At 61.3% G+C, this 23295-nt stretch carries 22 protein-coding genes and 8 tRNA genes; 8 read left to right on the top strand and 22 right to left on the bottom strand.

The window, feature by feature from the left end; genetic code table 11:
* Nucleotides 1-174: 174 nt before the first annotated feature.
* Nucleotides 175-1434 carry an amidohydrolase gene (locus KYK33_RS09715; RefSeq protein ID WP_224432831.1) on the top strand — a complete coding sequence of 420 codons (1260 nt, stop codon included), beginning with the start codon at nt 175-177 and terminating at the stop codon, nt 1432-1434.
* A gap of 356 nt (nt 1435-1790) precedes the next feature.
* Here KYK33_RS09715 and yjjG read toward each other — a convergent pair whose 3' ends face one another.
* The 14 genes from yjjG to KYK33_RS09650 all read right to left on the bottom strand — a co-directional run bounded on the left by yjjG (nt 1791) and on the right by KYK33_RS09650 (nt 9604).
* The gene (gene yjjG / locus KYK33_RS09710) at nt 1791-2465 is read right to left on the bottom strand and encodes a pyrimidine 5'-nucleotidase (protein ID WP_224432830.1); all 675 of its coding nucleotides are present in this window, start codon (nt 2463-2465) and stop codon (nt 1791-1793) included.
* A 145-nt stretch (nt 2466-2610) separates the two neighbouring features.
* Nucleotides 2611-4119 carry a M17 family metallopeptidase gene (locus tag KYK33_RS09705; RefSeq protein ID WP_396021387.1) on the bottom strand — a complete coding sequence of 503 codons (1509 nt, stop codon included), beginning with the start codon at nt 4117-4119 and terminating at the stop codon, nt 2611-2613.
* A gap of 231 nt (nt 4120-4350) precedes the next feature.
* Nucleotides 4351-4427, bottom strand: a tRNA-Met gene (locus tag KYK33_RS09700).
* Between the two features lie 80 nt (nt 4428-4507).
* Nucleotides 4508-4584, bottom strand: a tRNA-Met gene (locus KYK33_RS09695).
* Nucleotides 4585-4664: 80 nt separating this feature from the next.
* Nucleotides 4665-4741, bottom strand: a tRNA-Met gene (locus KYK33_RS09690).
* An 80-nt stretch (nt 4742-4821) separates the two neighbouring features.
* A tRNA-Met gene (locus KYK33_RS09685) sits at nt 4822-4898 on the bottom strand.
* Nucleotides 4899-4978: 80 nt separating this feature from the next.
* Nucleotides 4979-5055 (bottom strand) — tRNA-Met (locus KYK33_RS09680).
* An 80-nt stretch (nt 5056-5135) separates the two neighbouring features.
* Nucleotides 5136-5212 (bottom strand) — tRNA-Met (locus KYK33_RS09675).
* An 80-nt stretch (nt 5213-5292) separates the two neighbouring features.
* A tRNA-Met gene (locus KYK33_RS09670) sits at nt 5293-5369 on the bottom strand.
* A 94-nt stretch (nt 5370-5463) separates the two neighbouring features.
* A tRNA-Met gene (locus KYK33_RS09665) sits at nt 5464-5540 on the bottom strand.
* Between the two features lie 363 nt (nt 5541-5903).
* Nucleotides 5904-6626 (bottom strand): hypothetical protein, encoded by a 723-nt coding sequence (locus KYK33_RS09660; protein ID WP_042042372.1) that lies wholly within the window; start codon nt 6624-6626, stop codon nt 5904-5906.
* A gap of 193 nt (nt 6627-6819) precedes the next feature.
* Nucleotides 6820-8457: an ATP-dependent endonuclease gene (locus KYK33_RS09655; RefSeq protein ID WP_224432829.1), complete on the bottom strand. Its 1638-nt coding sequence runs from the start codon at nt 8455-8457 to the stop codon at nt 6820-6822.
* A 79-nt stretch (nt 8458-8536) separates the two neighbouring features.
* On the bottom strand, nt 8537-8659 hold the full coding sequence (locus KYK33_RS20140) for a hypothetical protein (protein WP_263480038.1): 123 nt from the start codon (nt 8657-8659) through the stop codon (nt 8537-8539).
* A gap of 63 nt (nt 8660-8722) precedes the next feature.
* Nucleotides 8723-9604, bottom strand: a complete 882-nt coding sequence (locus tag KYK33_RS09650; RefSeq protein WP_224432828.1) for a helix-turn-helix domain-containing protein — start codon at nt 9602-9604, stop codon at nt 8723-8725.
* Between the two features lie 264 nt (nt 9605-9868).
* Here KYK33_RS09650 and KYK33_RS09645 point away from each other — a divergent pair, with 264 nt between their 5' ends.
* Together KYK33_RS09645 and KYK33_RS09640 are read left to right on the top strand one after the other, a co-directional pair.
* Nucleotides 9869-10759 carry a DMT family transporter gene (locus KYK33_RS09645; protein WP_224432986.1) on the top strand — a complete coding sequence of 297 codons (891 nt, stop codon included), beginning with the start codon at nt 9869-9871 and terminating at the stop codon, nt 10757-10759.
* A 65-nt stretch (nt 10760-10824) separates the two neighbouring features.
* The gene (locus tag KYK33_RS09640) at nt 10825-11673 is read left to right on the top strand and encodes a LysR family transcriptional regulator (RefSeq protein WP_224432827.1); all 849 of its coding nucleotides are present in this window, start codon (nt 10825-10827) and stop codon (nt 11671-11673) included.
* Between the two features lie 133 nt (nt 11674-11806).
* On the opposite strand, the gene KYK33_RS09635 is transcribed toward KYK33_RS09640, so the two are convergent.
* Together KYK33_RS09635 and KYK33_RS09630 are read right to left on the bottom strand one after the other, a co-directional pair.
* Nucleotides 11807-12586 carry a TSUP family transporter gene (locus tag KYK33_RS09635; protein ID WP_224432826.1) on the bottom strand — a complete coding sequence of 260 codons (780 nt, stop codon included), beginning with the start codon at nt 12584-12586 and terminating at the stop codon, nt 11807-11809.
* Nucleotides 12587-12779: 193 nt separating this feature from the next.
* Nucleotides 12780-13553, bottom strand: a complete 774-nt coding sequence (locus tag KYK33_RS09630; protein ID WP_224432825.1) for a tRNA-uridine aminocarboxypropyltransferase — start codon at nt 13551-13553, stop codon at nt 12780-12782.
* A gap of 165 nt (nt 13554-13718) precedes the next feature.
* On the opposite strand from KYK33_RS09630, the gene KYK33_RS09625 reads away from it, so the two are divergent.
* Nucleotides 13719-14153, top strand: a complete 435-nt coding sequence (locus tag KYK33_RS09625; protein ID WP_042042363.1) for a VOC family protein — start codon at nt 13719-13721, stop codon at nt 14151-14153.
* 62 nt (nt 14154-14215) lie between these two features.
* On the opposite strand, the gene KYK33_RS09620 is transcribed toward KYK33_RS09625, so the two are convergent.
* Both KYK33_RS09620 and KYK33_RS09615 read right to left on the bottom strand, forming a co-directional pair.
* Nucleotides 14216-15205, bottom strand: a complete 990-nt coding sequence (locus tag KYK33_RS09620; protein ID WP_042042362.1) for a D-alanine--D-alanine ligase — start codon at nt 15203-15205, stop codon at nt 14216-14218.
* 228 nt (nt 15206-15433) lie between these two features.
* Nucleotides 15434-16042, bottom strand: coding sequence for a 2OG-Fe(II) oxygenase (locus KYK33_RS09615; protein ID WP_224432824.1), 609 nt, complete (start codon nt 16040-16042; stop codon nt 15434-15436).
* Nucleotides 16043-16234: 192 nt separating this feature from the next.
* Between KYK33_RS09615 and KYK33_RS09610 the strand changes: the two genes are divergently transcribed.
* The 3 genes from KYK33_RS09610 (at nt 16235) to KYK33_RS09600 (ending at nt 19923) form a co-directional block, all read left to right on the top strand.
* A complete protein-coding gene (locus KYK33_RS09610; RefSeq protein ID WP_224432823.1) occupies nt 16235-16711 on the top strand; it encodes a glutathione peroxidase in 477 nt (158 codons plus the stop codon).
* Nucleotides 16712-17031: 320 nt separating this feature from the next.
* Nucleotides 17032-18456 (top strand): DEAD/DEAH box helicase, encoded by a 1425-nt coding sequence (locus tag KYK33_RS09605; protein WP_224432822.1) that lies wholly within the window; start codon nt 17032-17034, stop codon nt 18454-18456.
* Between the two features lie 112 nt (nt 18457-18568).
* A protein-coding gene (locus tag KYK33_RS09600) for an IS3 family transposase (RefSeq protein ID WP_224430502.1) occupies nt 18569-19923 on the top strand; the annotation gives its coding sequence in 2 pieces (ribosomal slippage) (nt 18569-19028 and nt 19028-19923; 1356 coding nt in all).
* A 203-nt stretch (nt 19924-20126) separates the two neighbouring features.
* On the opposite strand, the gene KYK33_RS09595 is transcribed toward KYK33_RS09600, so the two are convergent.
* The 4 genes from KYK33_RS09595 to KYK33_RS09580 all read right to left on the bottom strand — a co-directional run bounded on the left by KYK33_RS09595 (nt 20127) and on the right by KYK33_RS09580 (nt 22487).
* Nucleotides 20127-20567, bottom strand: a complete 441-nt coding sequence (locus KYK33_RS09595) for an acetyltransferase (protein ID WP_224432821.1) — start codon at nt 20565-20567, stop codon at nt 20127-20129.
* Between the two features lie 44 nt (nt 20568-20611).
* Nucleotides 20612-21073: a GNAT family N-acetyltransferase gene (locus KYK33_RS09590; protein ID WP_224432985.1), complete on the bottom strand. Its 462-nt coding sequence runs from the start codon at nt 21071-21073 to the stop codon at nt 20612-20614.
* 35 nt (nt 21074-21108) lie between these two features.
* Entirely contained in the window at nt 21109-21441 is a 333-nt protein-coding gene (locus KYK33_RS09585) for a YnfA family protein (RefSeq protein ID WP_224432820.1), read from the bottom strand.
* Between the two features lie 200 nt (nt 21442-21641).
* On the bottom strand, nt 21642-22487 hold the full coding sequence (locus tag KYK33_RS09580) for a DUF5718 family protein (protein WP_224432819.1): 846 nt from the start codon (nt 22485-22487) through the stop codon (nt 21642-21644).
* A 355-nt stretch (nt 22488-22842) separates the two neighbouring features.
* Between KYK33_RS09580 and KYK33_RS09575 the strand changes: the two genes are divergently transcribed.
* A complete protein-coding gene (locus tag KYK33_RS09575) occupies nt 22843-23241 on the top strand; it encodes an NUDIX hydrolase (RefSeq protein ID WP_224432818.1) in 399 nt (132 codons plus the stop codon).
* Nucleotides 23242-23295: the final 54 nt, after the last annotated feature.

The following is a 23295-nucleotide window of genomic DNA, read 5'->3' as shown; positions in this document are numbered from 1 at the left end:
CACCAACTGTGACTTTTTCACGGTTGGTTTTTTTGTTTGTGCTTTTTGCGCCATTTCTGCATTTCCCCATGATGCCCATGCTCGTCCGACCTCTTATGGGCGGCCCCATCACCGATTTACTCTGCCCCACCCCAGGGCCACAATAACCCTCTTCAGTTGTTCTCGGGATCCGTTATGACTATCGACACCCTGCGCCACTGGCGCCGCGATCTGCATCGTCTGCCAGAAGCAGCCTGGTGTGAATTTCGCACCAGCGCCCTCATCGCACACCGCCTCAATGAACTCGGTTTCACCGTCATGCTGGGAGATGCCCTGCTGGCCAGTTCCTTGGTGATGGGCCGCCAGATCGACGTAGCAGCGCAGAAAGAGCGAGCCCTGCGCCAAGGTGCCAACCCCGACTGGTTGGCACGCATCGAGAACCTGACCGGCGTGATGGGCCTGTGGGATAGCGGACGGCCCGGCCCGACGCTGGGGTTTCGTTTCGACATAGATGCCGTTGAGGTGGACGAAGAGAGTGGCGAGCAGCACCAACCCACCCAGGAGGCATGGCAGTCTCACAATACCGGTTGGATGCACGCCTGTGCCCATGATGGCCACACCGCCATCGGCCTGGTACTGGCAGAGCGCATCATGGCCCAGGCCGAGCAGCTTGGGGGACGCATAAAGCTGTTCTTCCAGCCGGCGGAAGAGGGATGCCGTGGCGGCAAGGCGCTGGCGGCAGGTGGCCAGCTCGATGATGTGGACGCGCTGCTGGCGCTGCACATAGGCATTCATGCCACCAGCGGCGAGCTGGTCCTCAACCCTACCGAGTTTCTCTGCTCGACCAAGTTTGATGTGGAATTCATGGGGGAGTCGGCTCACGCCGGGCTCGAGCCCAATGCGGGCCGCAATGCCCTGGCGGCGGCCTGTATGGCGACCACCGCCATGCTCGGCATCCCCCGTCATCGCGACGGCATGACCCGCATCAACGTCGGCCAGCTCAGTGGTGGCAGCGGTCGCAATGTGATACCCGGCCAGGCTCGCCTGCAAGGAGAAACCCGGGGCGCCAGCCCGGCGCTCAACGACTATGTCTTTGGCCAGGTACAACGCATCGTCGAGGGGGCCGCCCTGATGCAGGGGGTGAGTTATCTCATTCGCAAGCAAGGGGAAGCCATCGGCATCCACAACAGCCCTGAGCTGATTGAAGAGTTGCTCCCCCTGGCCGCCGCCATGGCCCTCAATACGGTGCACACCCGCCGCTTCGGTGCCAGTGAAGATGCCGGTTTCCTCATCGAACGGGTGCAGCGCAATGGTGGTCAGGCCGCTTATCTCATCCTGGGTGCCGATCTCAGTGCGCCTCACCACCATCCCGCATTCAACTTCGATGAAACCGTGATGGAATCGGGGGTCAACCTGCTGGCGCGTTTTATCCAGCACAGGCTGGCTATCTCTTGATGCATAAGGGACCGTCCTCAGTGCCCCCCATCCATCATCCCGCGTTCAACGTCGATAAAACCGTGATGGAACATGGAGTCAATCTGCTGGCGCGTGTTATCCAGCACAAGCTGGCTATCTCTTGATTCATGGGGGAACCGTCCTCGGTGCCCTCCATCCATCGTTCAACGTTCAACGTCGATAAAACCGTGATGGGGTCAGGGGTCAATCTGCTGGCGCGTGTTATCCAGCCCAGGCTGGCCCGGCCTGATGAATAGGGGCAGGATCCCGCAATGACACAACAAAACAGGCAGCCAAGAGGCTGCCTGTTTTGTCGAGCGGGACATCGCTGTTTTATCCCAGCATTATTACCGCCGTTATCCCAGGACTATCTCGGCCAGATGGCTGAAGTGGCGGATCTCGTGGGTCGGGGCACAGTCCCCCGCCTGACCCTGGGGGTTATACCAGCAGGTGGCCAGCCCCATGGCCGCCGCGCCGGCTATGTCCGTCTTGGGATTGTCTCCCACCATCAGCACCCGGGCCGGATCCGGTCTCCCCATCAGCGCCAGGCTCTGCTCGAAGATGGCCGCCGCCGGTTTGGTGACTCGCACCTCGTCCGAGATGATCAGCGGTGCGAACCAGTCGTGCCAGCCAAGTTTGGCCAGACGGCCGCGCTGGGGCAGGCTGAAACCGTTGGTGATGATGCCCATGCTCACCCGCTCTTTCAGTTGCAGCAAGGTTTCCAGTACGCCATCCAGGGGCTGACTCAGGGCAATGATCTGCTGCAAAAAAGTATTATTCATGGCGAGGGGGTCGAGCCCTGCTGGGACGAAGGGGGAGAAACGGGTCTGTTGCAGATGCTGGGCATCTATTTCACCACTGTTGTACTGACCCCACAGTCGATGATTGAGCTCACGATACTCACTCATCCGCGCCTCGTTCGCGACGATACCGTGCAGCTGCAAGGTCTGCTCCAAGGCGAGATCCACCGGGAAATCCAGCAGGGTTTCATCGAGATCAAAGAGTACCCAGTCATAAGATGGCGTCTTCATATCAATCCTTTACTACATGGAAAATGAACGCTGGCGCTGACCCGGCCAAACGGGCTCAACAGTGGTCAACCCCTGGCAATGAGTGGCCTTTCGAGGCCAAAGCCACTCATCTTTGACGAGCGGGCCGACAAGCAGGGCGCCATTATCAGCCAGGGCGCGGGCGGGATCCAGTCAGGATCCCAGCCTGCCAGTCGGCCAGCAGTGCCAGGGTAAACCGTACCCCAAAGCCCGTTACCTCGCTGCCCACCACCCCATTGCCCCCCTTGTTGCGGTAGCCGGACAAGTCCAGATGTAACCAGGGGGTGTTGGCTGGCACGAAACGGCTGAGAAAACGGGTCGCATCGATATGATCCGGCGAGGCACCGGGGGCGCACTGCAACAGATCCGCCCATTCGCTCTCCAGCGCCTCATCATAATCACTGTCGAGCGGGAAGGGCCACACCCGCTCCCCGCTCTCTTGCCCAAGCGCAATGAGGCAGGTCAGCCACTCGGCCTGGTTGGTGAAGGCACCGCTGTAACGGCTGCCCAGCGCCCGCTTGCAGGCGCCGGTCAGGGTGGCGTAGTCGATGATAAGATCCGGCTCGTCTCGCGCCGCCAGCGCCAGGGCATCGGCCAGCACCATGCGCCCCTCGGCATCGGTGTCCACCACCTCGATGGTGGTGCCATTGCAGGCGGTCACCACCTCACCAGGGCGATAAGCCGCCGGGCCTATGTGGTTTTCGGCGATGGCCAGCCAACAGTGCACCCTCACCGGCAGCCTGGCCCGGCTAATGGCGAGCAGGGTTCCCAGCGCCACGGCGCTGCCACCCATATCCAGGTGCATGCCATACATGGAGCCCCCCACTTTCAGGTTGTAGCCGCCCGAGTCGTGACAGATCCCCTTGCCCACCAGGGCCAGCTGCCGGGTGGCCCCTGCGGGTTCATAACTGAGCTTCACGATGGCGCCCTGGCCATCCTGAGAGCCGCGGCTCACGGCGAGAAAAGCCCCCGCCCCCAGTGCCTTCAAGGCTGCCTCATCATATTCCTGACACTGCCACCCCTCGACACCGGCCATCTCTTTCACCCGTTGCCGGTAGCCGGGCGCATCGAGCACGGAGGCGGGCAGCACACCAAGATGGCGGGCCAGGGCATTGCCTTCGGCCTCGGCACACAAACGCGCCACATCCAGGGGAAATGCGGGGGAGCTGGCGAGCAGGCGATAAGGGATCCTGGCCTTGGCCTCGCGCTTCTGGCTCGGCAGCGTCACGTTGGCGGCCAGCAGGGAGGCAAGCAGTACCTCTCCGAGTCGGGCCCTCTCGGCGGGTTCGAACCCTTCCAGATGCAGACTCAGCTGCTCGGTCTGGTATTGGGCAAGGGGGGCTATCCATTGCCGGATCTGTTTGAAGCGCTCATGGCCTGTTCCCAGCGCCGGGCTGAAGATCAGGATAAGCAGCCCTTGCGGATCAGAAGAGTCGATGATCGGGCACAGATAAGGCCCCTCCTGCCCCAGGGCCGCTTGCAGGCTGGCCGCAACCAGCTCGGGGCGCGCAAGCAGCGTATCTTTCAGACTCTGATGGCAGATCAATAACTTGAGGGAGGAACTCAGTTCCATAAACTGATCGAGATCCCGAGGATCGTTGTCTATCTTGGGGGCCTGATAGGAAAAATCGAGCATATGGTGCAGCCTCATCCATGAAAAAACAGAAGAGCGCCGATGATACCTGAGTGAAGGCAAAGATCGCCATGCTGCTAGCTCATTGAGCGGAGTGCTTATGGGATACAGACAATGAAAAAGGGCATAGATCAGTGACAGGCAGCACGCGGTCGTTCAACGAGCAGGCAACCCCGATGAGGGAGTCTAGCCAGCTAAAAGGGGGAGCAATGGAGAGAGACGAACAGAATAAAATGGTTGCGGGGGCTGGATTTGAACCAACGACCTTCGGGTTATGAGCCCGACGAGCTACCGAGCTGCTCCACCCCGCGTCCGAATTGTCCCAAGCTGGCAGAGCAGTTGCCAGCTTGAGTGCGCCTTGATGTTCATAGGTGAACAGCAAGACTGTGTGTGGTTGCGGGGGCTGGATTTGAACCAACGACCTTCGGGTTATGAGCCCGACGAGCTACCGAGCTGCTCCACCCCGCGTCCGAATTGTCCCAAGCTGGCAGAGCAGTTGCCAGCTTGAGTGCGCCTTGATGTTCATAGGTGAACAGCAAGACTGTGTGTGGTTGCGGGGGCTGGATTTGAACCAACGACCTTCGGGTTATGAGCCCGACGAGCTACCGAGCTGCTCCACCCCGCGTCCGAATTGTCCCAAGCTGGCAGAGCAGTTGCCAGCTTGAGTGCGCCTTGATGTTCATAGTTGAACAGCAAGACTGTGTGTGGTTGCGGGGGCTGGATTTGAACCAACGACCTTCGGGTTATGAGCCCGACGAGCTACCGAGCTGCTCCACCCCGCGTCCGAATTGTCCCAAGTTGGCAGAGCAGTTGCCAGCTTGAGTGCGCCTTGATGTTCATAGGTGAACAGCAAGACTGTGTGTGGTTGCGGGGGCTGGATTTGAACCAACGACCTTCGGGTTATGAGCCCGACGAGCTACCGAGCTGCTCCACCCCGCGTCCGAATTGTCCCAAGCTGGCAGAGCAGTTGCCAGCTTGAGTGCGCCTTGATGTTCATAGTTGAACAGCAAGACTGTGTGTGGTTGCGGGGGCTGGATTTGAACCAACGACCTTCGGGTTATGAGCCCGACGAGCTACCGAGCTGCTCCACCCCGCGTCCGAATTGTCCCAAGTTGGCAGAGCAGTTGCCAGCTTGAGTGCGCCTTGATGTTCATAGGTGAACAGCAAGACTGTGTGTGGTTGCGGGGGCTGGATTTGAACCAACGACCTTCGGGTTATGAGCCCGACGAGCTACCGAGCTGCTCCACCCCGCGTCCGAATTGTGCCAACAAGACTGAGCAGTTGTCTGGTTGGGTATTGCTTCACTCAAGTCATCTTCGCCTGGCGATAAACACCTTGAGTATCAGATGGTTGCGGGGGCTGGATTTGAACCAACGACCTTCGGGTTATGAGCCCGACGAGCTACCGAGCTGCTCCACCCCGCGTCTGAGGTCGCCAATAATAGGCGCCAGCGCAAATATTGCAAGCAAAAATCTTGATAAAGTTGAAGGTGTAGATTAATGCGGCGCTAACAGCCCCTTTTACCAGCACCATGCTGCCTTTTTATGCGATGAAACAAGCCCTTGCCTCTGAAACCTCACCCGCCCCCCTCAAGGCCAGCAAGCTCGGCTGCCATTGGGGTGCCCGCTCTGGCCCACAAACGGCTTAATTTCCCCAGGGTCGACGCCGTCGATCTCCTTGGCGCGCCACAGTGACCCTCCCGTCAGGGCAACAAGCCCCTGCTGGTCGACAGGAGAGCCCAGCCTGCCTGATAGCCAGGCTCCGCCGTCTCAATGCAATAAGCGGTCTCAGTTCAGCATCTGCAAGGCGCCAGTGGCGGCTATCTCGGCGATCAGCAGGCCGCACAGGGTGGTCGATAGCACCACGGGGGCAGTCTCGCGCCGCAGATAGACAGGGCTGAACCAGAGCAGCAAGGTGGCCACAAGCAGCAGGGTCTGAGTCAGGATCCAGGGCAACAGCGCGCTCAGCACGGCGTCACTCGGCTGACTCATCAACATCAGGGCCACAAACCAGAGCAGGCTGGCAATCGCCGCCCCCAGCCCCACCATGGGCAACAAGGTGTTGAACGCCTGCAACCGGTGGCGGGCTCGCAGCAGCATCAGGTGAGCGAAGGCGGCGCCCAGCAGCACCATCTGCAACAGACCACTCACCCAGCCAGTCGCAGCCAGCAGTCCCAGTCCATAGAGGCTCAGGGGCAAGGCGGGCAGCAATAGCCAGGTGGCGGGGATGGCGCGTTTGCCCTCCAGTCTCGATTGCAGCAAGGAGACGCCGATGCCCAGTATCAGGGCCGCCCCACCGAGCCAGACTTGCCACTGGGGCGCCTTCGCCTCCACCGCCAGCATCACCGAGAGGCCACTGATGACCCAGACCGAGAAGCTCTGCTGGAGGATACGCGAGCGTTGACCCGGGCAGAGATCCCCGCGCCACAGCACCAGTGCCAGCCAAGCGAGGGCCCCGAGTGCCATCAGGCCACTCAGGGGATAAAGCCATAGGGGTAATTGGGATAACATGAACGCCTCCTGTGATGAAGGGGGCGAGTATACCCAAACTCAAAGCGGAACCAAACGCCTGGCCCTCGCCGGAGCCACCAGCCCCTTGAACGCCCGGGGAATTACCACAAAGGCATCGGGAGTCAGCCCTGGCCCCTCGCCTGGGCCACTAACCCCTTGAACGCCCGGTGAATTGCCACAAAGGCATCGGAGGTCAGCCCTGGCCCCTCGCCTGGGCCACTAGCCGCTTGAACAGCTGGCGGATCACCACGGGGATATGGCCTGGGCCCAGACGCTCCGCCTCCTCCACCACGGCCAATGCCATGCCGGGCTTGCTGCGATGGTGTATCGCCTTGTTGATGATGCGGCTGGCGCTGAGTGAGGATCGCCCCCCCACCCCGGCTTCGCGCCGAAACACCGCCTCGAAGCCGTTCTGATAGAGGTAGTGCTCGATGTCGGCGGCAGGCAGCTGCGTCAGACGATCCTGTTCCCGCTCCCCTTTGAGCAGGGATCGGGCCGAGCTGGCGTACTTCATCCCGGCCTCGTCGCCGTCGGTGAGCAGGTGCCACTCTATGCCAAAGTCCCGGGCCACCTTGATGAGGGGCGCCTGGCCGCACTGGGCAAACTCGATGATGCGCACCCCTTCGGCCCGCAGGCTGTAGCCGCAGAGCTGGGCTAGCTCTGACAGCAGCCAGATCTCGGTCTCCCCCTCCACCAGCAACCAGCAGCGGGCAAACAGCGACATGGGTCTGTTGATGCGCACATGAAAGGCGATCTTGCGCAGATCGTCGCTGCTGTAGCGCTCCCCCCCGAGTTGATGACAGAGGATCTCCTGCTGGCGGCGCACCAGACGGCGCACCTGATTCAAGGGCAAGGAGGAGAGCAGATCGCCGGAGTTGGTGGTGAGCAGTTTCTGCGCCGGCAGTTGCTCAAGCAGCCCCCAGGCCAGGGAGAGCATGGTGGGATGAAGCCGGCTCTCCGGATCCTCCACAATCATGATGGGCCTGGCCCCCTGCTCCAGCTCCCGATTGCCGCGCGCATTGAGCAGGGCCCCCGCCATGCCCGCCATGGCCAGTTGCAGTGCCCGGTTGTCGGCGCTACGCAACAGGCTCTGCAGGTTGCCGGGGTTGCGCAGTGTCATGGGCCTGTTGATGATCTCCCGCTGGCTGCGCGGCTTGTATTTGATGGGGGCCAGGGCCTTGAAGTAGTGATCCGTCAGCTGGCGCACGGCGCTGAGCGCCTCCTTGAGTTCCTCTTCACCGATGCGTGAAGGCTCATCCCCCATCTTCTCCATCAGCTTGCCGAGGTGATGCTCGCTGGGCTCGGGCCAGGGCTGGGCCTCCTGGCCGAACTGGGCGCTGCGGGCGTCGCGCAGCCGAAACACCGGGTTCATGGTGATGAGCAGAGTGACCAGAGGCCCGCTCTCCACCCCCTCCAGCACCTTGCCGATGCCATCGAGAAAGTCATGGCGACTCAACACGCTGCCATCATCGTGCAACTCGGCGCTGGCTCGATAGTGGATGCGATGGAACTTGTCTTTGTGAGACATCCAGACCGGGGCGAGACGGGCAAGGCGCTGGGAACGCAGGCACATCTCCGGTCGGTATTCGCTGAAGGTGAGCACCAGTTGCAGGCTGCGCGCCGGGGCCAGCTCGGGATCTTCGGGTCTGTGGAAGTCATCGGCATTGAACTGATAGGGCTCGGCTTCCTGACCCAGCAGACACCAGAGTGCCCGCAGCAGGCTCGATTTCCCCCAGGCGTTCTCACCGATGAGCACAGTGGTGTTATCCAGGCTGAGCGAGAGGCGGTTTATCCCGCGAAAGCCTTTTATCTCGATACGTTCCAGAAACATAGCGCCCCATGACAGCAATCAACGTCTGGGAGTCATAGTGGCAAACTTGCCGGCCACTGCCTATGGCAGGGGGGAGATTTCAACGAGAACTGTGAGGCACTTCGGGTTCGGGGACACAGGGGAGAGGCAGGGACCAGCGAGGGGCGTTCCAGTGACTGAACCAGAGGTGGCGGCTGCGAGCCTGACGTTTGCTTTGTTTCAAGAGGCTTCCTTTTTATGAGGTGGGATCATGGCAGTGGCACACGGGTTGATGAGCGCGCCGCCACTATCTCCACCCACCATGACAATCCGATGACAAGCGGCTGCGCCACTGCCCCGGACTCAAACCAAAATCATCACGAAAGCGGTTACCCAGGTGGGCCGCAGACGAGAAACCACATTGGCTCGCCACCTCCCCCAGGGAGGCCCCGGCCAGCAAGAGCTGCTTGGCACGGCGCAATCGCAGCCCCTGCAGATAACGATGGGGAGAGGTACCCAAGGTTTGGGCGAACATGCGGCTGAAGTGGAATTCGCTCAGGCTGGCCTCGGCCGCCAATTCGCCAAGCAAGATGGGCTGCGCAAGACGTCCGGCCATGTAATCACACACCCGCCGCGCCACTGCTGGCGCCAATCCCCCCTTGGGCAGCACCAGCGCTGGCGCCTCCTGGGTGTGATGACTAAAGGTGTGCAGCAGCAGTTGATTGCAGATCTCGCCAAGAGCCAGCCGATTGCCCGCCTCCTGCCAGTCCAGGTGTTGAAGCTGGTTGGCCAGCCTCATCAAGACGGCATCGTCGATGAAGGTCTTGTCATAGAGCTGCAGGTGGCGCCCCTCCCGATCGCAGACCTCCTCGGCGATCCGCGTCAGGTGTGCCGGGCTGAAATAGAGATGAAAGAAGCGAAACTCCTCGCGCACCAGCCACTCGGATCTGTGGTGATCCGGCATCAGGCAAATCTTGCCGACGCCGCCATGGCCCCCAGGGCCATCGAGCCGCTCCGTCTGCTCACCCCCTTGCAGATAGACGCTCAGGGTGTGATGGCCGGGTCTGTGGTAGCGCGTCTGATCGAAGCAGTTGCGCCAGCTGGCCAGCCCGAGCCCTGGCTCCAGCCAGTGGTGGGCCTCGAGCCGCGCCCCCGTGCTGACCAATGCATCGAATACCCCTGCAGCCATGTCGCCTCTCTCATCCTGAAGATCTCTGAACCCGGGGCTAGCCAGCTGGCGCCACAGGGTTCCTCGGGCAGCCCTTCGCTGACCGGTGAGTGCTCAGTCTACCCGCCCTCCCCGGCAGATGGCAGCCACCGGGGCGCCCCTAGGCAAAATAACCGCAAGATCCTGTAACCCGGCACGGGCCAGGGCAGGCCATGCTAAGACCATAGTGAGAGAGCCGAGCTCCTCCCTTTACCCATTGCCGTCGCCTTCCTAAGGATCACCATGATGAATCTGACCCTCTATCTCGCCACCGTGCTCATCTGGGGCAGCACCTGGATTGCCATCGCCTGGCAACTCGGCCCCATCCCCATCGAGGTCTCGGTGCTCTATCGCTTCGCCCTGGCGGCCCTGGCACTCTTTGCCCTGCTCACCCTGAGCGGCAAGTTTCCCCGTCTGCCAAAACAAGGCCAGGGCTATGCCGCCCTGCTCGGCGCCCTGCTCTTTTCCACCAACTTCCTCTGCTTCTATCACGCCACCCAATACATCCCCAGCGGCCTCTCGGCGGTGGTGTTCGCCTGTGCCAGCATCTTCAACGGCCTCAACCTCTGGCTGTTCGAGAAACAGAAACCCAGCCGTCAATGGCTGCAGGGCTCAGTGATGGGACTGGCCGGCACCCTGCTGCTGTTCTGGCCCAGCCTGATGTCGAGCGATCTGGGCGCCCAGGCCTGGAAGGGGCTCGCCTTCGCCTGCGCCGGAACCCTCTGCTTCTCCCTCGGCAATCTGGTCTCGGCCCGGGGTCAGCGCCAGGGTTTCACCGTGTTGCAGATGGTGCCCTGGGGCATGTTGTACGGGGTCATACTGCTGCTGGGCTGGGTGCAACTGCTGGGTCAAGAGCTGGTCTGGCCGACCGGCACCCGTTACTGGGGGGCCCTGCTCTATCTGGCGCTGTTCGGCTCGGTGATCGCCTTTACCGCCTATCTGACCCTGGTCGGGCGGATCGGGGCCAGCAAGGCGGCCTATGCCACCGTGCTCTTTCCTCTGGTGGCCCTGGGTCTCTCCACCCTGTATGAGGGCTTTGTCTGGCAACCGGTCTCCATGGTCGGCATGGCGGTCTGCCTGCTCGGCAATCTGGTGATCTTCGGATTGCCCAGGCGCCTCAAACCCCAACCGGTCTGACCCCTTGCCTCTCGTCCCACAAGCCCCTAAGGTGGGGGCCGGACATGTTCGGGAGGCACGACACTATGTTACTGGAAGGGCTCGATACCCTGTTTTTGCTGGCCACGGAGGGCACCATGGGCAAGGTGGCCAGCCGCCTCTATATCAGCCAGTCGGCGGTCAGCAAGCGCATCAGCCAGCTGGAACAGCGGCTCGGCAAGAAGTTGATCGAACCCGATGGCCGCCAGATCAGGCTCACTCCCCAGGCCCACGAGCTGCTGACCCGTCTCGCTCCCACCCTGGCAGAGATGAAGGGACTGCTGGCCGACAGCCAGACCCTCACCGATGCCCATCCCCTGCCGGTTGCCTGCTCCGAGACCCTGCTGGCTGGCTACCTGGCCCCCTTCATGGCCGACTACCTGCGCCAGGATCCCTACTTGCTGATCTCCACCCACCACACCCCGGTGATCCTGGCGCGGGTGCGGGCCGGGGAGGCCCTGCTCGGGATCTGCGCCGGACGCCTGCCCCCCGGACACGGTTTGCACGCCGAGCTGCTGAGGGATGAACCCTTCTATCTGGTGGGGAGTGAGGAGGAGAGAGGCCCGGCTGCCAGCCTGTTCACCATGGATCTGGACAACCCGGTCAACCGCTATCTGGTCGCCCCCCTGGCCGAGCTGGGGCTGGCGCCGCGCATGCAGCTCGACTCCTATCTGGCGCTGATCGAGCTGGCCAAGGCGGGCATGGGGCCGGTGATGTTGCCCGAAGGGCTGCTTGCCCTGGTCGGCGAGCAGGGCAAGCAAGCCCGCCCCCTGCCCGGCATCAGTCGCCCCATCCACCTCATTTACCGGCCCAGCAGCCTGAAACGAGACAGAGCCAGCCGCCTGATCCAGGCCCTGACTCGCCACTTCGCCCAACTAAGGCCCCTGAGCGGCTGATAAGGCCCTTTATATCAATGCCCCATGTTCTGACCACAGTGCAAAGATGAGAGGCCGCGCCCGTGCAGGCGCGGCCTCCTGATGGCGAAGTGCCAGCGAAAAGAGGGTCAAGGGACGCAGACCTGCACCGGACTCAGTGCAGCCAGCTAAACAGGGCGGGATACTGGCTCCAGATAAGCTTGGCCGACATCAGCAGGGAGATGGTGACCAGCAAGGGTTTGATCAGCTTTACCCCTTTGATCAGCACCAGCTTGGAGCCAAATCGCGCGCCAATGAACTGCCCAAGCGCCATGGAGAAGCCGACGCTCCACACCACCTTGCCACCGAGGGCAAAGAAGATCAGCGAGGCGATGTTGGAGGTGAAATTGAGCAACTTGGTGTGGGCGGTGGCCCGCGCCATGCCAAACCCCGCCAGGGCGACGAAGCCGATGGCAAAGAAGGAGCCGGTACCCGGACCAAAGAAGCCATCATAGAAACCGACCCCGCCGCCAACCAGCAGTGCAAACAGCATGGGGGTAAGACGACGGCTGCTTTCCGCATCGCTCACCCTGGGGGAGAAGTAGAAGTAACAGGCAAAGGCCACCAGCAGGAAGGGGAGCAGCCGCTCCAGAATGGCGGCATCTATGGTCTGCACCGCCAGGGAGCCCAGTGCCGCCCCGATAAAGGTGAAAATGACCGCGGGCCAGATGATATGCCACTCAATCAAGCCCCGGCGGGCATAGAACCAGGTGGCGGAGAAGGAGCCGAAGCTGCTCTGTAATTTGTTGGTGCCCAGTACCAGGGCGGGCGGCATGCCGGTGGCCAGCAGGGCGGGCACCGTCAGCAGACCGCCGCCCCCGGCGATGGCATCGATGAAACCGGCGGCCAGGGCGACGCCGAACAGCAGGATCAGGGTAGTAAGCTCAAACTCCATTTGCACCTCAGTCAGACAAGACAGGGCTCCTATCCTGCCAAGAGGAGGCGTGCAGGAGCCGGTTGCGCCTATCCTAAGCGCGGCTCACTCATTCACATAACGAAACAATGGCAGCCAATCAATTCCTTATTTTCATCTTTTATTTGACGGGCATTGGCCGGCTCTCGGGTCGAATCATCCCAGTGCTCATGACTCAAGCGGGGGTTGATTCCCGATTTTCATCATTCTCCTCCATCGGACTCAAGAAAGGGAGCAGCGCCTGCTGCAGGGCGGCATCCTCCTCCCCCGGCCAGCGATTGACCCGCCCGGCCATGTAGCGGCTGCTGAACAGGTTGAACCAGAGTTGCAGGCCAAGCCCGACCTGCACCTCCCCCGCGACTTCCAGCACACAAGCCGCCACCTCGGCGGTGCAGAGCTGATGCTCCTTGGGGGCCACCCTCATGCCATAGGTGGAGAGGCTCTCTGGACGCACGCTCAGCACAGGCAGCGCATCGAGATAGGGGCTCTTGTTGAACATCTTGCGTGCCTCTGGCCAGGTGCCATCGAGCAAGATAAACAGCGGCCGCTTGCCGGGCGTGGGCAGTACCTGCTCGGTCAGGCGCGCTGGCGCCTTTTCGCTCGCCGGAAACACCACATACGGCTGCCACTCGGGATCCCTGAGCAGCGCCAGCAACCCGGGATGGGGCTCGGTGCGCGACCAGAGGAAGGCCCAGGTGGTGTCAGGCAAGACATCGGCGATAAGACGACCCGTGTTGGAGGGTTTCATCGGCTCGCTGTCATACATCAACAGGCAGAAACCCGCCTCGGCCTTGAGCTCGGGACGCCAGTCACAGGCGCACCAGTCCCGGCGCAATTGACAGGCCTCGCAGCGTGGCACGCTCCCGCCCCGGGCCAGGAAAGGACGGGTAGAGACACTCTTGCGCCAGGTTCGCAGGCGATTGACGGCATGATCGGGGACTGGCTTCATGAAGGAGACTCGGCACAAAAGAGGACAAAAAGGGGCGGAATTGTAGCGAGGGTGTCCCTGGGCGGCAAGGCCTCTCCCATAAAGCCAGCAGACAGGGGGACCCTTTCTATACTCAACACCGCACGGTCACGCCACTCGGGGGTGACCTCTAAAGGAGAGAGCGATATGACGGAGCAAAGCAATGACCAGGCCCGGGAGCACGCCCTGGCCGAAGGCAGTACCTTTACCTGGCACGAACTCTATGTGCCCGATAGCGAGGCGGGGATCCGCTTCTATACCGAGGTGCTAGGCTGGCAGGTGCAGCAGACGGCGATGGAGGGGTTTGATTACCCCATGCTGGTCGCCAACGGTCGGCCCATCGCCGGGGTACAGGCCACTCGCGGCAATCCGCAGATGGAGGGGGTGCCACCTCATTGGGCGACCTACATCGCAGTCGATGATGTGGATGCCCGAGTCGCCAGGGTGACCCAGCATGGCGGCAGCCTGGTGGTCCCTGCCATGGATATTCCCAGCGTCGGGCGCATGGCCCTGATAGCCGACCCCCAAGGGGCGCATATCTGGCTGTTTACCCCGGCAGCCGGGGAGTGTTCACAGACATAAACCGCCATCAACAAGCGAGGAGCCCTGGGGCCCCTCGCTTGTTGTGTCTCCACACCCTGCCCTTATGCGGGTTTGCGCACTATGCCTTCGAGGAACTGCGCAAAGCTGTGACCATGATGCTCCAGCAGTTTCGGGAACATGGAGATGGGAGTCATGCCCGGGAAGGTGTTGATCTCGTTGAGCAGGATCTCGCCATCGATGGTCAGGAAGAAGTCGATACGCGACAGATGGGTCAGTTTCAGTTGACGGAACGCCTTGAGGGCATAGGCCTGGATGGCATCAGACTGGGCCTGGGTCAGCCCTTCGGCATGCAGGGCGGTTTCGGTGTGACTGGCGCTGCTGTACTTCTCTTCGTAGGTATAGAACTTGTCGGTCGGCACGCAGATCTCGCCCGGATAGGTCGCCACCAGCTCATCGCCGTACTGATAGACGGCCACTTCCAGCTCCCGGGGCTTGACCGCTTTTTCGATCAGGACCTGCTCGGAGTAACCGAAGGCGTCCTTGATGCCCTGCACCAGTTCGGCTTCATTGCTGGCTGAGTAGCAACCCACCGAGGAGCCTTGGCAAGCGGCCTTGATAAAGACCCTGCCCCAGTTGGCCAAAGCGGCTTTGGCCTCATTCAGGCTGGTCTCATCCTGCTCGGTCAGGAACAGATAAGGGGTGTTGGGAATATCCAGGGCGGAGAGCCACAGCTTGGTGCTGATCTTGTTGAAGCAGAGCTTGCTCGCCTCGGCATCGCAGCCCAGGTAGGGCAGACCGGCCAGCTCGAGGAAAGATTGCAGATCGCCGGTCTCGCCCGGGTAGCCGTGGATACAGGGCACCACGAAATCCACCGGTCGCGCCACGCTGTCAAAAGAGAGCAGCCTGTCGAGCCCCAGCTTGCACTCGCGGCCGTCGGCGCTGAGCCAGCGATCGGCAAACATCTCGACCCGGGTCACGTCGACGCCGGGCAGGAGGCCGAGTTGTTGCTCGATGAAATTGGCACTGCGCAGAGAGACTTCGTGCTCGGAGCCACCGCCGCCGCACAGCAGCAAGACATGCATCTTCTTCATTGATTGGGATCCCTTGGGAGAAGCGGCCGCGTCATCCTCGGCGGCGAACAGGAAACCAGCCACCGGACGTAAGCCAAGTGCGGCCAGTGTAGCAAGCAAGAATACGCCTTGTCAGCTGATGGCAGCGCCCGGACGCTAAGACCGGGCACAAAGCCGCGCTACTGGCCAACAAAGCGCCAATTTCTGTCAACCTCAGGCCCGCGGCCACGCGGCCCTGCAAGGCGGAGATCAACGGGACGGGTCGACCCGGCCAGGGGCGGTACCATTGACCCTGAACCATCCCGCGATGCTGTAACGCTCCTGACGGGCGGCCAGCACCTCGTGGGGAAACTCCTCGGACAGAAACAACACCAGTCGCCCCCCCTTGGGAGAGACATCCATCAGATGCTGTTCACTGTCGTCATAGACGCGCAGCACGCCGCCATCGTCCGGCTGCCAACCATTATTGAGATAGAAGACGGAGGTGAGGCGGCGGTTGGAGCGCCCGGCGAAGGCATCCCTGTGGGTCGCGTAGAAATCACCGGGTCGATAACGGGCAAAATGGGCCTCGTAATCAAAGAGTCCCAGCATCAGCATGCGGTTGGCTGCGATGCGCAAGGATTCCATGCGCGCCAGATAGGCCGCCACCGGGGCCCCCAGCTCCCCATCCAACCAGTGGATCTGATCCCGGCGGATCTCGGGATTGCCCTGATGCTGCCCCTCACGACCAATGCCGGCCTGTTGCCACTCATCGGGCAGGCAGGCACGCAGCAGATCCACCTCGGCGGCGGAGAGAAAATCGTCCACTATCACCCAACCCTGGGTGTAAATGGCATCCATGACGGCGTTGTAATCCACGGGATAGGCTCAAAAAGTAGCAGTGGCGCTTTTTATCGGCTTTTGGGGCGGCTCACAAACCGGATTGCAACTCGATACGAGCCTCAGCATCAATATGAAGGCCCTTTCCGCCGCCCCCTTGCTCTGCACCACCGGCTCAGCTAGCGTTGCCTCAGGATCCTGGGCGATTAACCACAGACGACGAGCATCAATATGACCCTGAGCAAGCTAACACTCACCCGCCTCGATGGCAGCGAATACCCCCAGCGCGAGTTGCAAAATAGGGTGATCCTGGTGGTCAACGTCGCCAGCCGCTGCGGTTTTACGCCCCAATACACCGGCCTGGAAGCCCTCTATCGTCAGTTCTCACCCCTGGGGTTGACCATACTCGGCTTTCCCTGCAACCAGTTTGGTGGCCAGGAACCCGGTGAGGCCGACGAGATAGCCCGCTTCTGCACGCTGGATTACCCGGTCAGCTTCCCCATCATGAGCAAGTGCGAGGTCAATGGTCCCCGTACTCACCCCCTCTATCGCTGGCTCAAGGCCGAGCAACCGGGCCTGCTGGGTTCGGAGGCGATCAAATGGAACTTCACCAAGTTTCTCATCAACCGTGATGGCCAGGTGGTAGCTCGCTATGCCCCCCAGACAACCCCGGAGTCCCTGGCCACCGACATCGCAGCCCTGCTCTGAGCCCGTTCAGCCCGAGTCATTAACCGCCCATTATCACGCTGCACGTTGCCTCAGATAGACTTTGAGTCGCAACGCCCCACCCGTACACTCCTGGGTCAGGAGTCTTGTCACCGATGGCGGCTGCCCTTGGCCGCGATCTCTGCTATATTATGCGCCCATGCTGATCGGCTGGTGCGCCCCAAGGTGCCACCGCAATGTGTGTTTCCGGTGGTTCCTCTCACGACGCCACCGCTATCGCAGTTTCTTCGGGGTTGGTGGCGCCAATGGCGCGCGTCGATCCCAGCTGAGCCAATGCTCAATGTCAGGAGTCTCTCTCTAAGATGTCATTTAACGAACTGGGCCTGTCGCCGCACATATTGCGTGCCGTCAAGGAGTTGGGTTACGCACAGCCAACCCCTATCCAGCAACAGGCTATTCCGGCCATTCTGGCAGGCCAGGATGTGCTGGGCGGCGCCCAGACCGGGACCGGCAAGACAGCCGGTTTCACCCTGCCCATGCTGCACCGTCTGCTGGCCAATCATGGCCGTGGCGGACGCCGTCAGGTCCGCGCCCTGATCCTGACTCCGACTCGCGAGCTGGCCGCCCAGGTCGGTGAGAGCATCATCAAGTACGCCAATCATCTGCCGTTCCGGACCTTGATAGCCTACGGTGGCGTCAGCATCAAACCCAATCTCGAGGCCATCAAGCTCGGGGTCGACATTCTGGTCGCCACCCCCGGTCGCCTGCTGGATCTGCTGACCCAGCGCGCCCTCACCCTGACCGAGCTGGAAGTGCTGGTGCTGGATGAAGCGGATCGCATGCTTGACATGGGCTTTATCACCGACATTCGCCGCATCATGAAGGCACTGCCGGAGGAGCGGCAGACCCTGCTGTTCTCCGCCACCTTCTCGGACGAAATCAAGGCGCTGGCCGATGACTTGCTCAAGAGCCCGACCCTCATCGAGGTGAGCCCGAGCAACAGCACCGCCGAACAAGTCAACCAGCGTGTCATCAAGGTGGATCGTGAGCGCAAGCGCGAGCTGCTCTCCCACATGATTGGCCGGGGCAACTGGCAAAGAGTGCTGGTATTCGTGCGCACCAAGCTTATCGCCGACCGCCTCGCCCAGCAGATGGTCAAAGACGGCCTCAATACCGTCGCCATCCATGGTGACAAGACCCAGGGCGCCCGCAACCGGGCCCTTGCCGATTTTCGCGAGGGCAAGGTGCGGGTACTGGTTGCCACCGATATCGCCGCCCGCGGTCTCGACATCGATCTGCTGCCGCACGTGATCAACTTCGAGCTGCCGCAAGTGGCCGAGGATTACATTCACCGGATCGGTCGTACCGGCCGGGCCGGTCGGGGTGGCGAAGCCATCTCCCTGGTCAGTCTGGATGAGCTGGACCAGCTCAAGGCCATAGAGTCCTTGATAGGCCAAAGCATCCCGAGCGAAATTCAGGAAGGGTACGAGCCTAGCGGCAAAGTGACGCGCCAGAGCCTGCCCAGTAACAAGCCGATACAAAACCGCGACCGTGGTGGCCACGTCAATGCCAAGCACAACGTCAAGGCCAGAGAAAAAGCCGCCAAGGAGCAGCCTGCTGCCAGGGGAAAACCCGCCGCCAAGCCGAAACCCAAGGCAGTTGGCAGTAAAGCGGCGGCGCCGGCACGTCAGAAAGAGCGTGGCGGTGAAGACACCGGCTTCGCCCCGATGCGCCGCCTGCCCAAGACCCAGCGCGATGGCTATCAGGACAACTCCAACGAGGAGTAAGAGAGCCTCTGTGCGGCGACTCTGTACCGCCAGGCCTGAAATATAAAAAAACCGCACTCGTGAAGTGAACCCCGAAAGTTGGACACCCAACGAGTAGGGGTTCTTCGTTTCTATGGCAAAGCAAAAATACTCGACCGACTTCAAGCGTCAGGTCGTTCTTCACTATCTCAACGGTCATGACGGTGCCAAAAAGACGGCCGCCCTGTTTGGTGTCGATCATGGCGCCGTTCGCCGCTGGACTGAGCACTGGAAAGTCAGTGGTGAAGATGGCTTGACCATCACGACCAAAGCTTATTCTGCTGAGTTCAAAGAGGAGGTACTGCACTGGATGCAGGAAAATAATGCATCTTCTCGCAAGGCGGCCGCAGCATTCAAGATCGCCGCGGCCTGCACCGTCAGTCGGTGGGCGCGGCTTTATCGTGAAGGCGGTATCATGGCCCTTAGTGACAAACGCACAGAGCGCATCATGGCTTCAGGAAAAAAACCACCGAACAAACCGCTCACCGCCCCCTATCCCACTTTCCACAGTGCCCAGGAAGAGCTCGAATACCTGCGGGCGGAGAACGCCTATCTAAAAAAGCTGCATGCCTTGGCTCGGGAAAAGCAGCAGAGAAAGCAAAAATAGTTTCCGAGCTAAGGCAGGACCATCAGCTGGCAACGCTGCTGCATATCGCTTGGTTGCCACGCAGCACCTTCTACTGGCAGGTGAAGTCAGGTACCAGCGCAGGGACCTATGAGCATGAAGCGCAACGGATCAAGGCGCTGTTTCATCACCACAAGGGGCGTTATGGTTATCGGCGGATCACCCTGGCGCTGCGCAACGAAGGGTGCCTAATTAACCACAAGACAGTGCGAAAACTCATGCGAGAACAGGACCTTGCCTCTAACCTGCGCCGCAAGAAATATCGGTCGTACAAGGGGACATACGGCCATATCGCCCCGAACCTCTTGCAGCGTGATTTTCACGCCGATGCCCCGAACCAAAAATGGGTCACCGATGTGACGGAGTTCAATCTCAAAGGGCAGAAGTTGTACTTGTCGCCGGTGCTGGACCTCTATAACAGCGAGATCATCGCCTGGCAGATGGCAACGCACCAGGGGATGCGGTTGGTGGACAAGATGCTGGATGACGCCTTGGCGACATTAGGGCCCACAGACGCGCCGGTGCTGCACTCGGATCAAGGCTGGCAATATCAGATGGCCAGCTATCAGACGCGATTATCGTCAAGGGACGTGAAGCAAAGCATGTCACGCAAAGGGAACTGCCTGGACAATGCGGTGGTAGAGAACTTCTTTGGACTGCTGAAAAGCGAATGCTGGTTCAACGAAGAGTACGAAGATACAGAGCAGTTGAAACGTGTGGTGGATGAATACATCCACTACTACAACCATGAGCGGATCAAAGTGAAACTAAACGGCCTGAGCCCGGTACAGTACCGAACTCAGGCCATGTTATCCGCCAACTAACGTGTCCAATAAATGGGGTTCACTTCACTCGTGCGGTTTTTTTATTGATGCCATTTATCCTGCGAGAAGACCGTGTCGCAGCGCTCCAGCATCCGCTCCGACTGTTCGCCAAAGCCCACGCCCGACCCTGCCCCATCGCGGTTGGCAAAATCGAGATTGGGCTGCGTGCCCTCCCCTTTGGTCGCGGCACATTCAGAGCGCCTTCACTCCTGGGCGGTCAGCACCATGTGCAACAGCGGATAGGGCTCGCCCTGGCCATCCAGGGGAGAGCGCCCCACCACGGCAAAGCCCATGCGCCGATAAAAGCCGAGGGCCTGGGCATTCTGCTCGTTGACGTCCACCCGGGTCGCCCCCAGGCAATGGATAGCGTGGTCCACCAGCTGGCGGCCGACCCCGCTCCCTCTCGCCTCGGGGGCGATGAAGAGCATCTCGATGTTGCCCTCAGCCACCCCGATAAAGCCGACGATAACCCCATCCTGCCTGGCGCAATAGAGGCGCACGGCATCGAAATAGTGTTCGAGGATAAGGGGCCTCAGGGTGGCGATGTCTTCCTCTTGCAGGAAGTGATGGGTGGCGCGCACCGAGGCCTCCCAGATGGCGATAAGCGTCATGTGATCGCCGCTTTCTGCCGGTTCAATCTTCATATGCTGGTTCTCCTGTTGATCTCTATGGCTGGCCCATCAGGCCCCTATCGAGCTGCCATGGCGTCGGTGCGCTTGATGACAAAGCCCTTCTCGATACCCGCCTTGAAGCCCAGCATCTCATAGAGTCGGTGGGCCTCCTCACGCCCCTCCCCCGACAGCAGCATCACCTTGTAGCACTCCATCTCCCAGGCGATGGCGAGCGCCCGGGCTATCACCTGCTGGCTCAGGCCCTGGCGGCGAAAGGCCGCTGCGGTGATCACATGCTCTATGATGGCAAAGGGTTTGCCGCCATTGGTGAGGGTGGGGATCACCCCCAACTGACAGCTGGCGGCCAGCTGGCCCTCCACCTCGGCCACCAGGAGTCGCACTCCGGGCTCGGCCAGCAGTCGCCTCAGCGCCTCCCTCGCCACCGACGGCGCCAGCACGGGATCATTGGGCCTGAGTTCGGCGTAAAGAGTGAGCAGGCCCGCCAGATCCTCTTCCTTGCACTCTCTGATCACCACAATGGCAACCCTCCTGATCTTCTATGTTCCCCGGCGCCCTATGCGGGTCTGGGGGCAAACATGATAATGGCCATCCCTGCCAGGGCCACACCGGCACCGACCAGATCCCACAGCGTCGGCCTGATGCCATCCACGGCCCAGAGCCAGAGAATGGCCACGAAGATATAGACGCCCCCATAGGCGGCATAGACTCGTCCGGCGGCGGTCGGATGCAGTGACAACAGCCAGGCAAACAGGGCCAGACTCAGGCCCGCTGGCAGCAGCAACCAGATGCTCTTGCCCTGGGTCAGCCACAGATAGGGCAGGTAGCAGCCGAGGATCTCGGCGACCGCCGTCACCAGAAACAGGGCCATGGTTTTGAGTTCAATCATGTGCGGTTCAATCATCCTTGCCGATAAGAGCGCTTCTCTTGGCAAATCATACTGTTATATCGGCGCGCTTCAATCGGCTTCTGATTTCGGCCCACTAAAGAGCCAACAAGATGGCGGCAAGGCCCTGAGGGATAGCCAGGTGGTTGAGTGCGGGGCAGCCATATCGGGCCCTCTCCCGGGAAGGGAGAGGGCCGAGGGGATCAGCGGGTCTTGACCGCCTGCAGCAGCGCCGACACATCCGGGCCGAACTGGCGGCTGCGGATCGCGGTGCGGATGTCACTTTCGCTGTAGCGGCTGGCCGGGTAGACCAGCACGCAGGAGGTGTCGCCGGGTTGGAGGAAATGGGTCTCGCCGAACGGGGTGTAGCGGGTGGCGCCTATGCTGATCAGGGCGTGGACCGGACGCCCCGCCTGGGCCAGCAGCCCCTGGATATGCTCGGCCGGGCCTGCGTCCTGCTGATGGTTGAACTTGTCGACTGCCCACTCCAGCAACTGCTGATGGAAGTAGCTGTAATCCACCGCCGCGCTGTCTATCCCGTAGCCATGCAGCTCGCCATCACGCTCCAGATAGCAGGCGATGCGGTAATCATCGAGCTCGCAGCCGGCGGCAAAATGGGACAGGGGCAACAAATGGGCGGCCAGTCCCTTGCTCTCCGGGCCCCAGTTCTTCTTCTCGCTGATTTTTTTGGCATTGGGACGGCGGATGGAGCAGTCGTTATAGGCGCCAAACGCCTTGGGATGGATGGCAACCACCTGCTCCCCCGCATATTCCAGCTCGCACCAGAGCGCCACTTCCGGCTCTATCTGCACCTTTTCGTCGCCGCTCACCGCCGCCTCTGGCAGGAAGATGGCCGCTTCACTTAACGGGAAGACGCCGAGCTGGCCCGGATGGGACGGCACATAGAAGGGGAACAGCGCCTTGGGGGCCACCTTGTCCACCACCTGCACGGCAACAAAGTCCGCCGCCTCGCCCGCCTGCTCCAGATGACCGGCGAAGTTGCCCGCCACCCCGAGTCCGATAAAATTGCGCTGTGCTGTGACTCGCATCTCTCTACATCCTCTTTTGTCGCACCCGGGAAATTCGCGCCTATGGCGCCGGGTAACTACCGCTAAAGTGGCAGGAATTAAAACACAGCAGCCGAGTCCCGCCCAGCCCCGGCGCGCCATCCTGTGCGCCAGGGCGAACTTTTGGGCGCCATCTGACGGCGTCTCGCGGCAAAGCATCCTCCATGCCCGGAAACACTCCGTTTCCAACCCGGCCCGGCATGCCCCTTGGGCGAGTGCGCCAACTTTGTTAGGCTGCCCACCATCCCCTGCCACCGCGAAGGCATCCTAGCCCGGCGGGCAGAAGACCCGCGCAGGCGCGCCCTGCCCGGACATCATGACTCAAGAGGAGAAGACCATGACTCAGATAGACAAGCTGGCCTGGCTAACGATTCAAGAACGCCGCTTGCTGTGCGTACGCTCTCATGGCAAGCGCCTCTTCTATATTCCGGGCGGTAAACGCGATCCCGGCGAGAGTGACGAAGCAGCCCTGCTGCGTGAAATCACCGAAGAGCTGAGCGTTGGGCTCGCCCCCACGACCCTGCGCCTGGCGGGCGATTTTCAGGCCCAGGCCGATGGCAAGGCTGATGGCGTCATGGTGCGGCTGCGCTGCTTCTTTGCCGAGGGTCAGGGGACACCCACCCCGGCCGCTGAAATCGCCGAGCTGGCCTGGTTGGGGAGCCAGGACAAGGAGCGTCTCTCCGCCCCCGCCCTGTTGGTGGTGAACTGGCTGCACGAGCAGGATCTGATCGACTGAGTCCGCTCTTCACAGTGCATGCATCAGGGTGAGCGATGCTCGACAGCATCGACA

This window comes from Aeromonas rivuli (genome assembly GCF_020149575.1).
GTDB classification, from domain to species: Bacteria; Pseudomonadota; Gammaproteobacteria; order Enterobacterales; family Aeromonadaceae; genus Aeromonas; species Aeromonas rivuli.
This window is presented reverse-complemented; position numbering and strand designations above follow the sequence as displayed.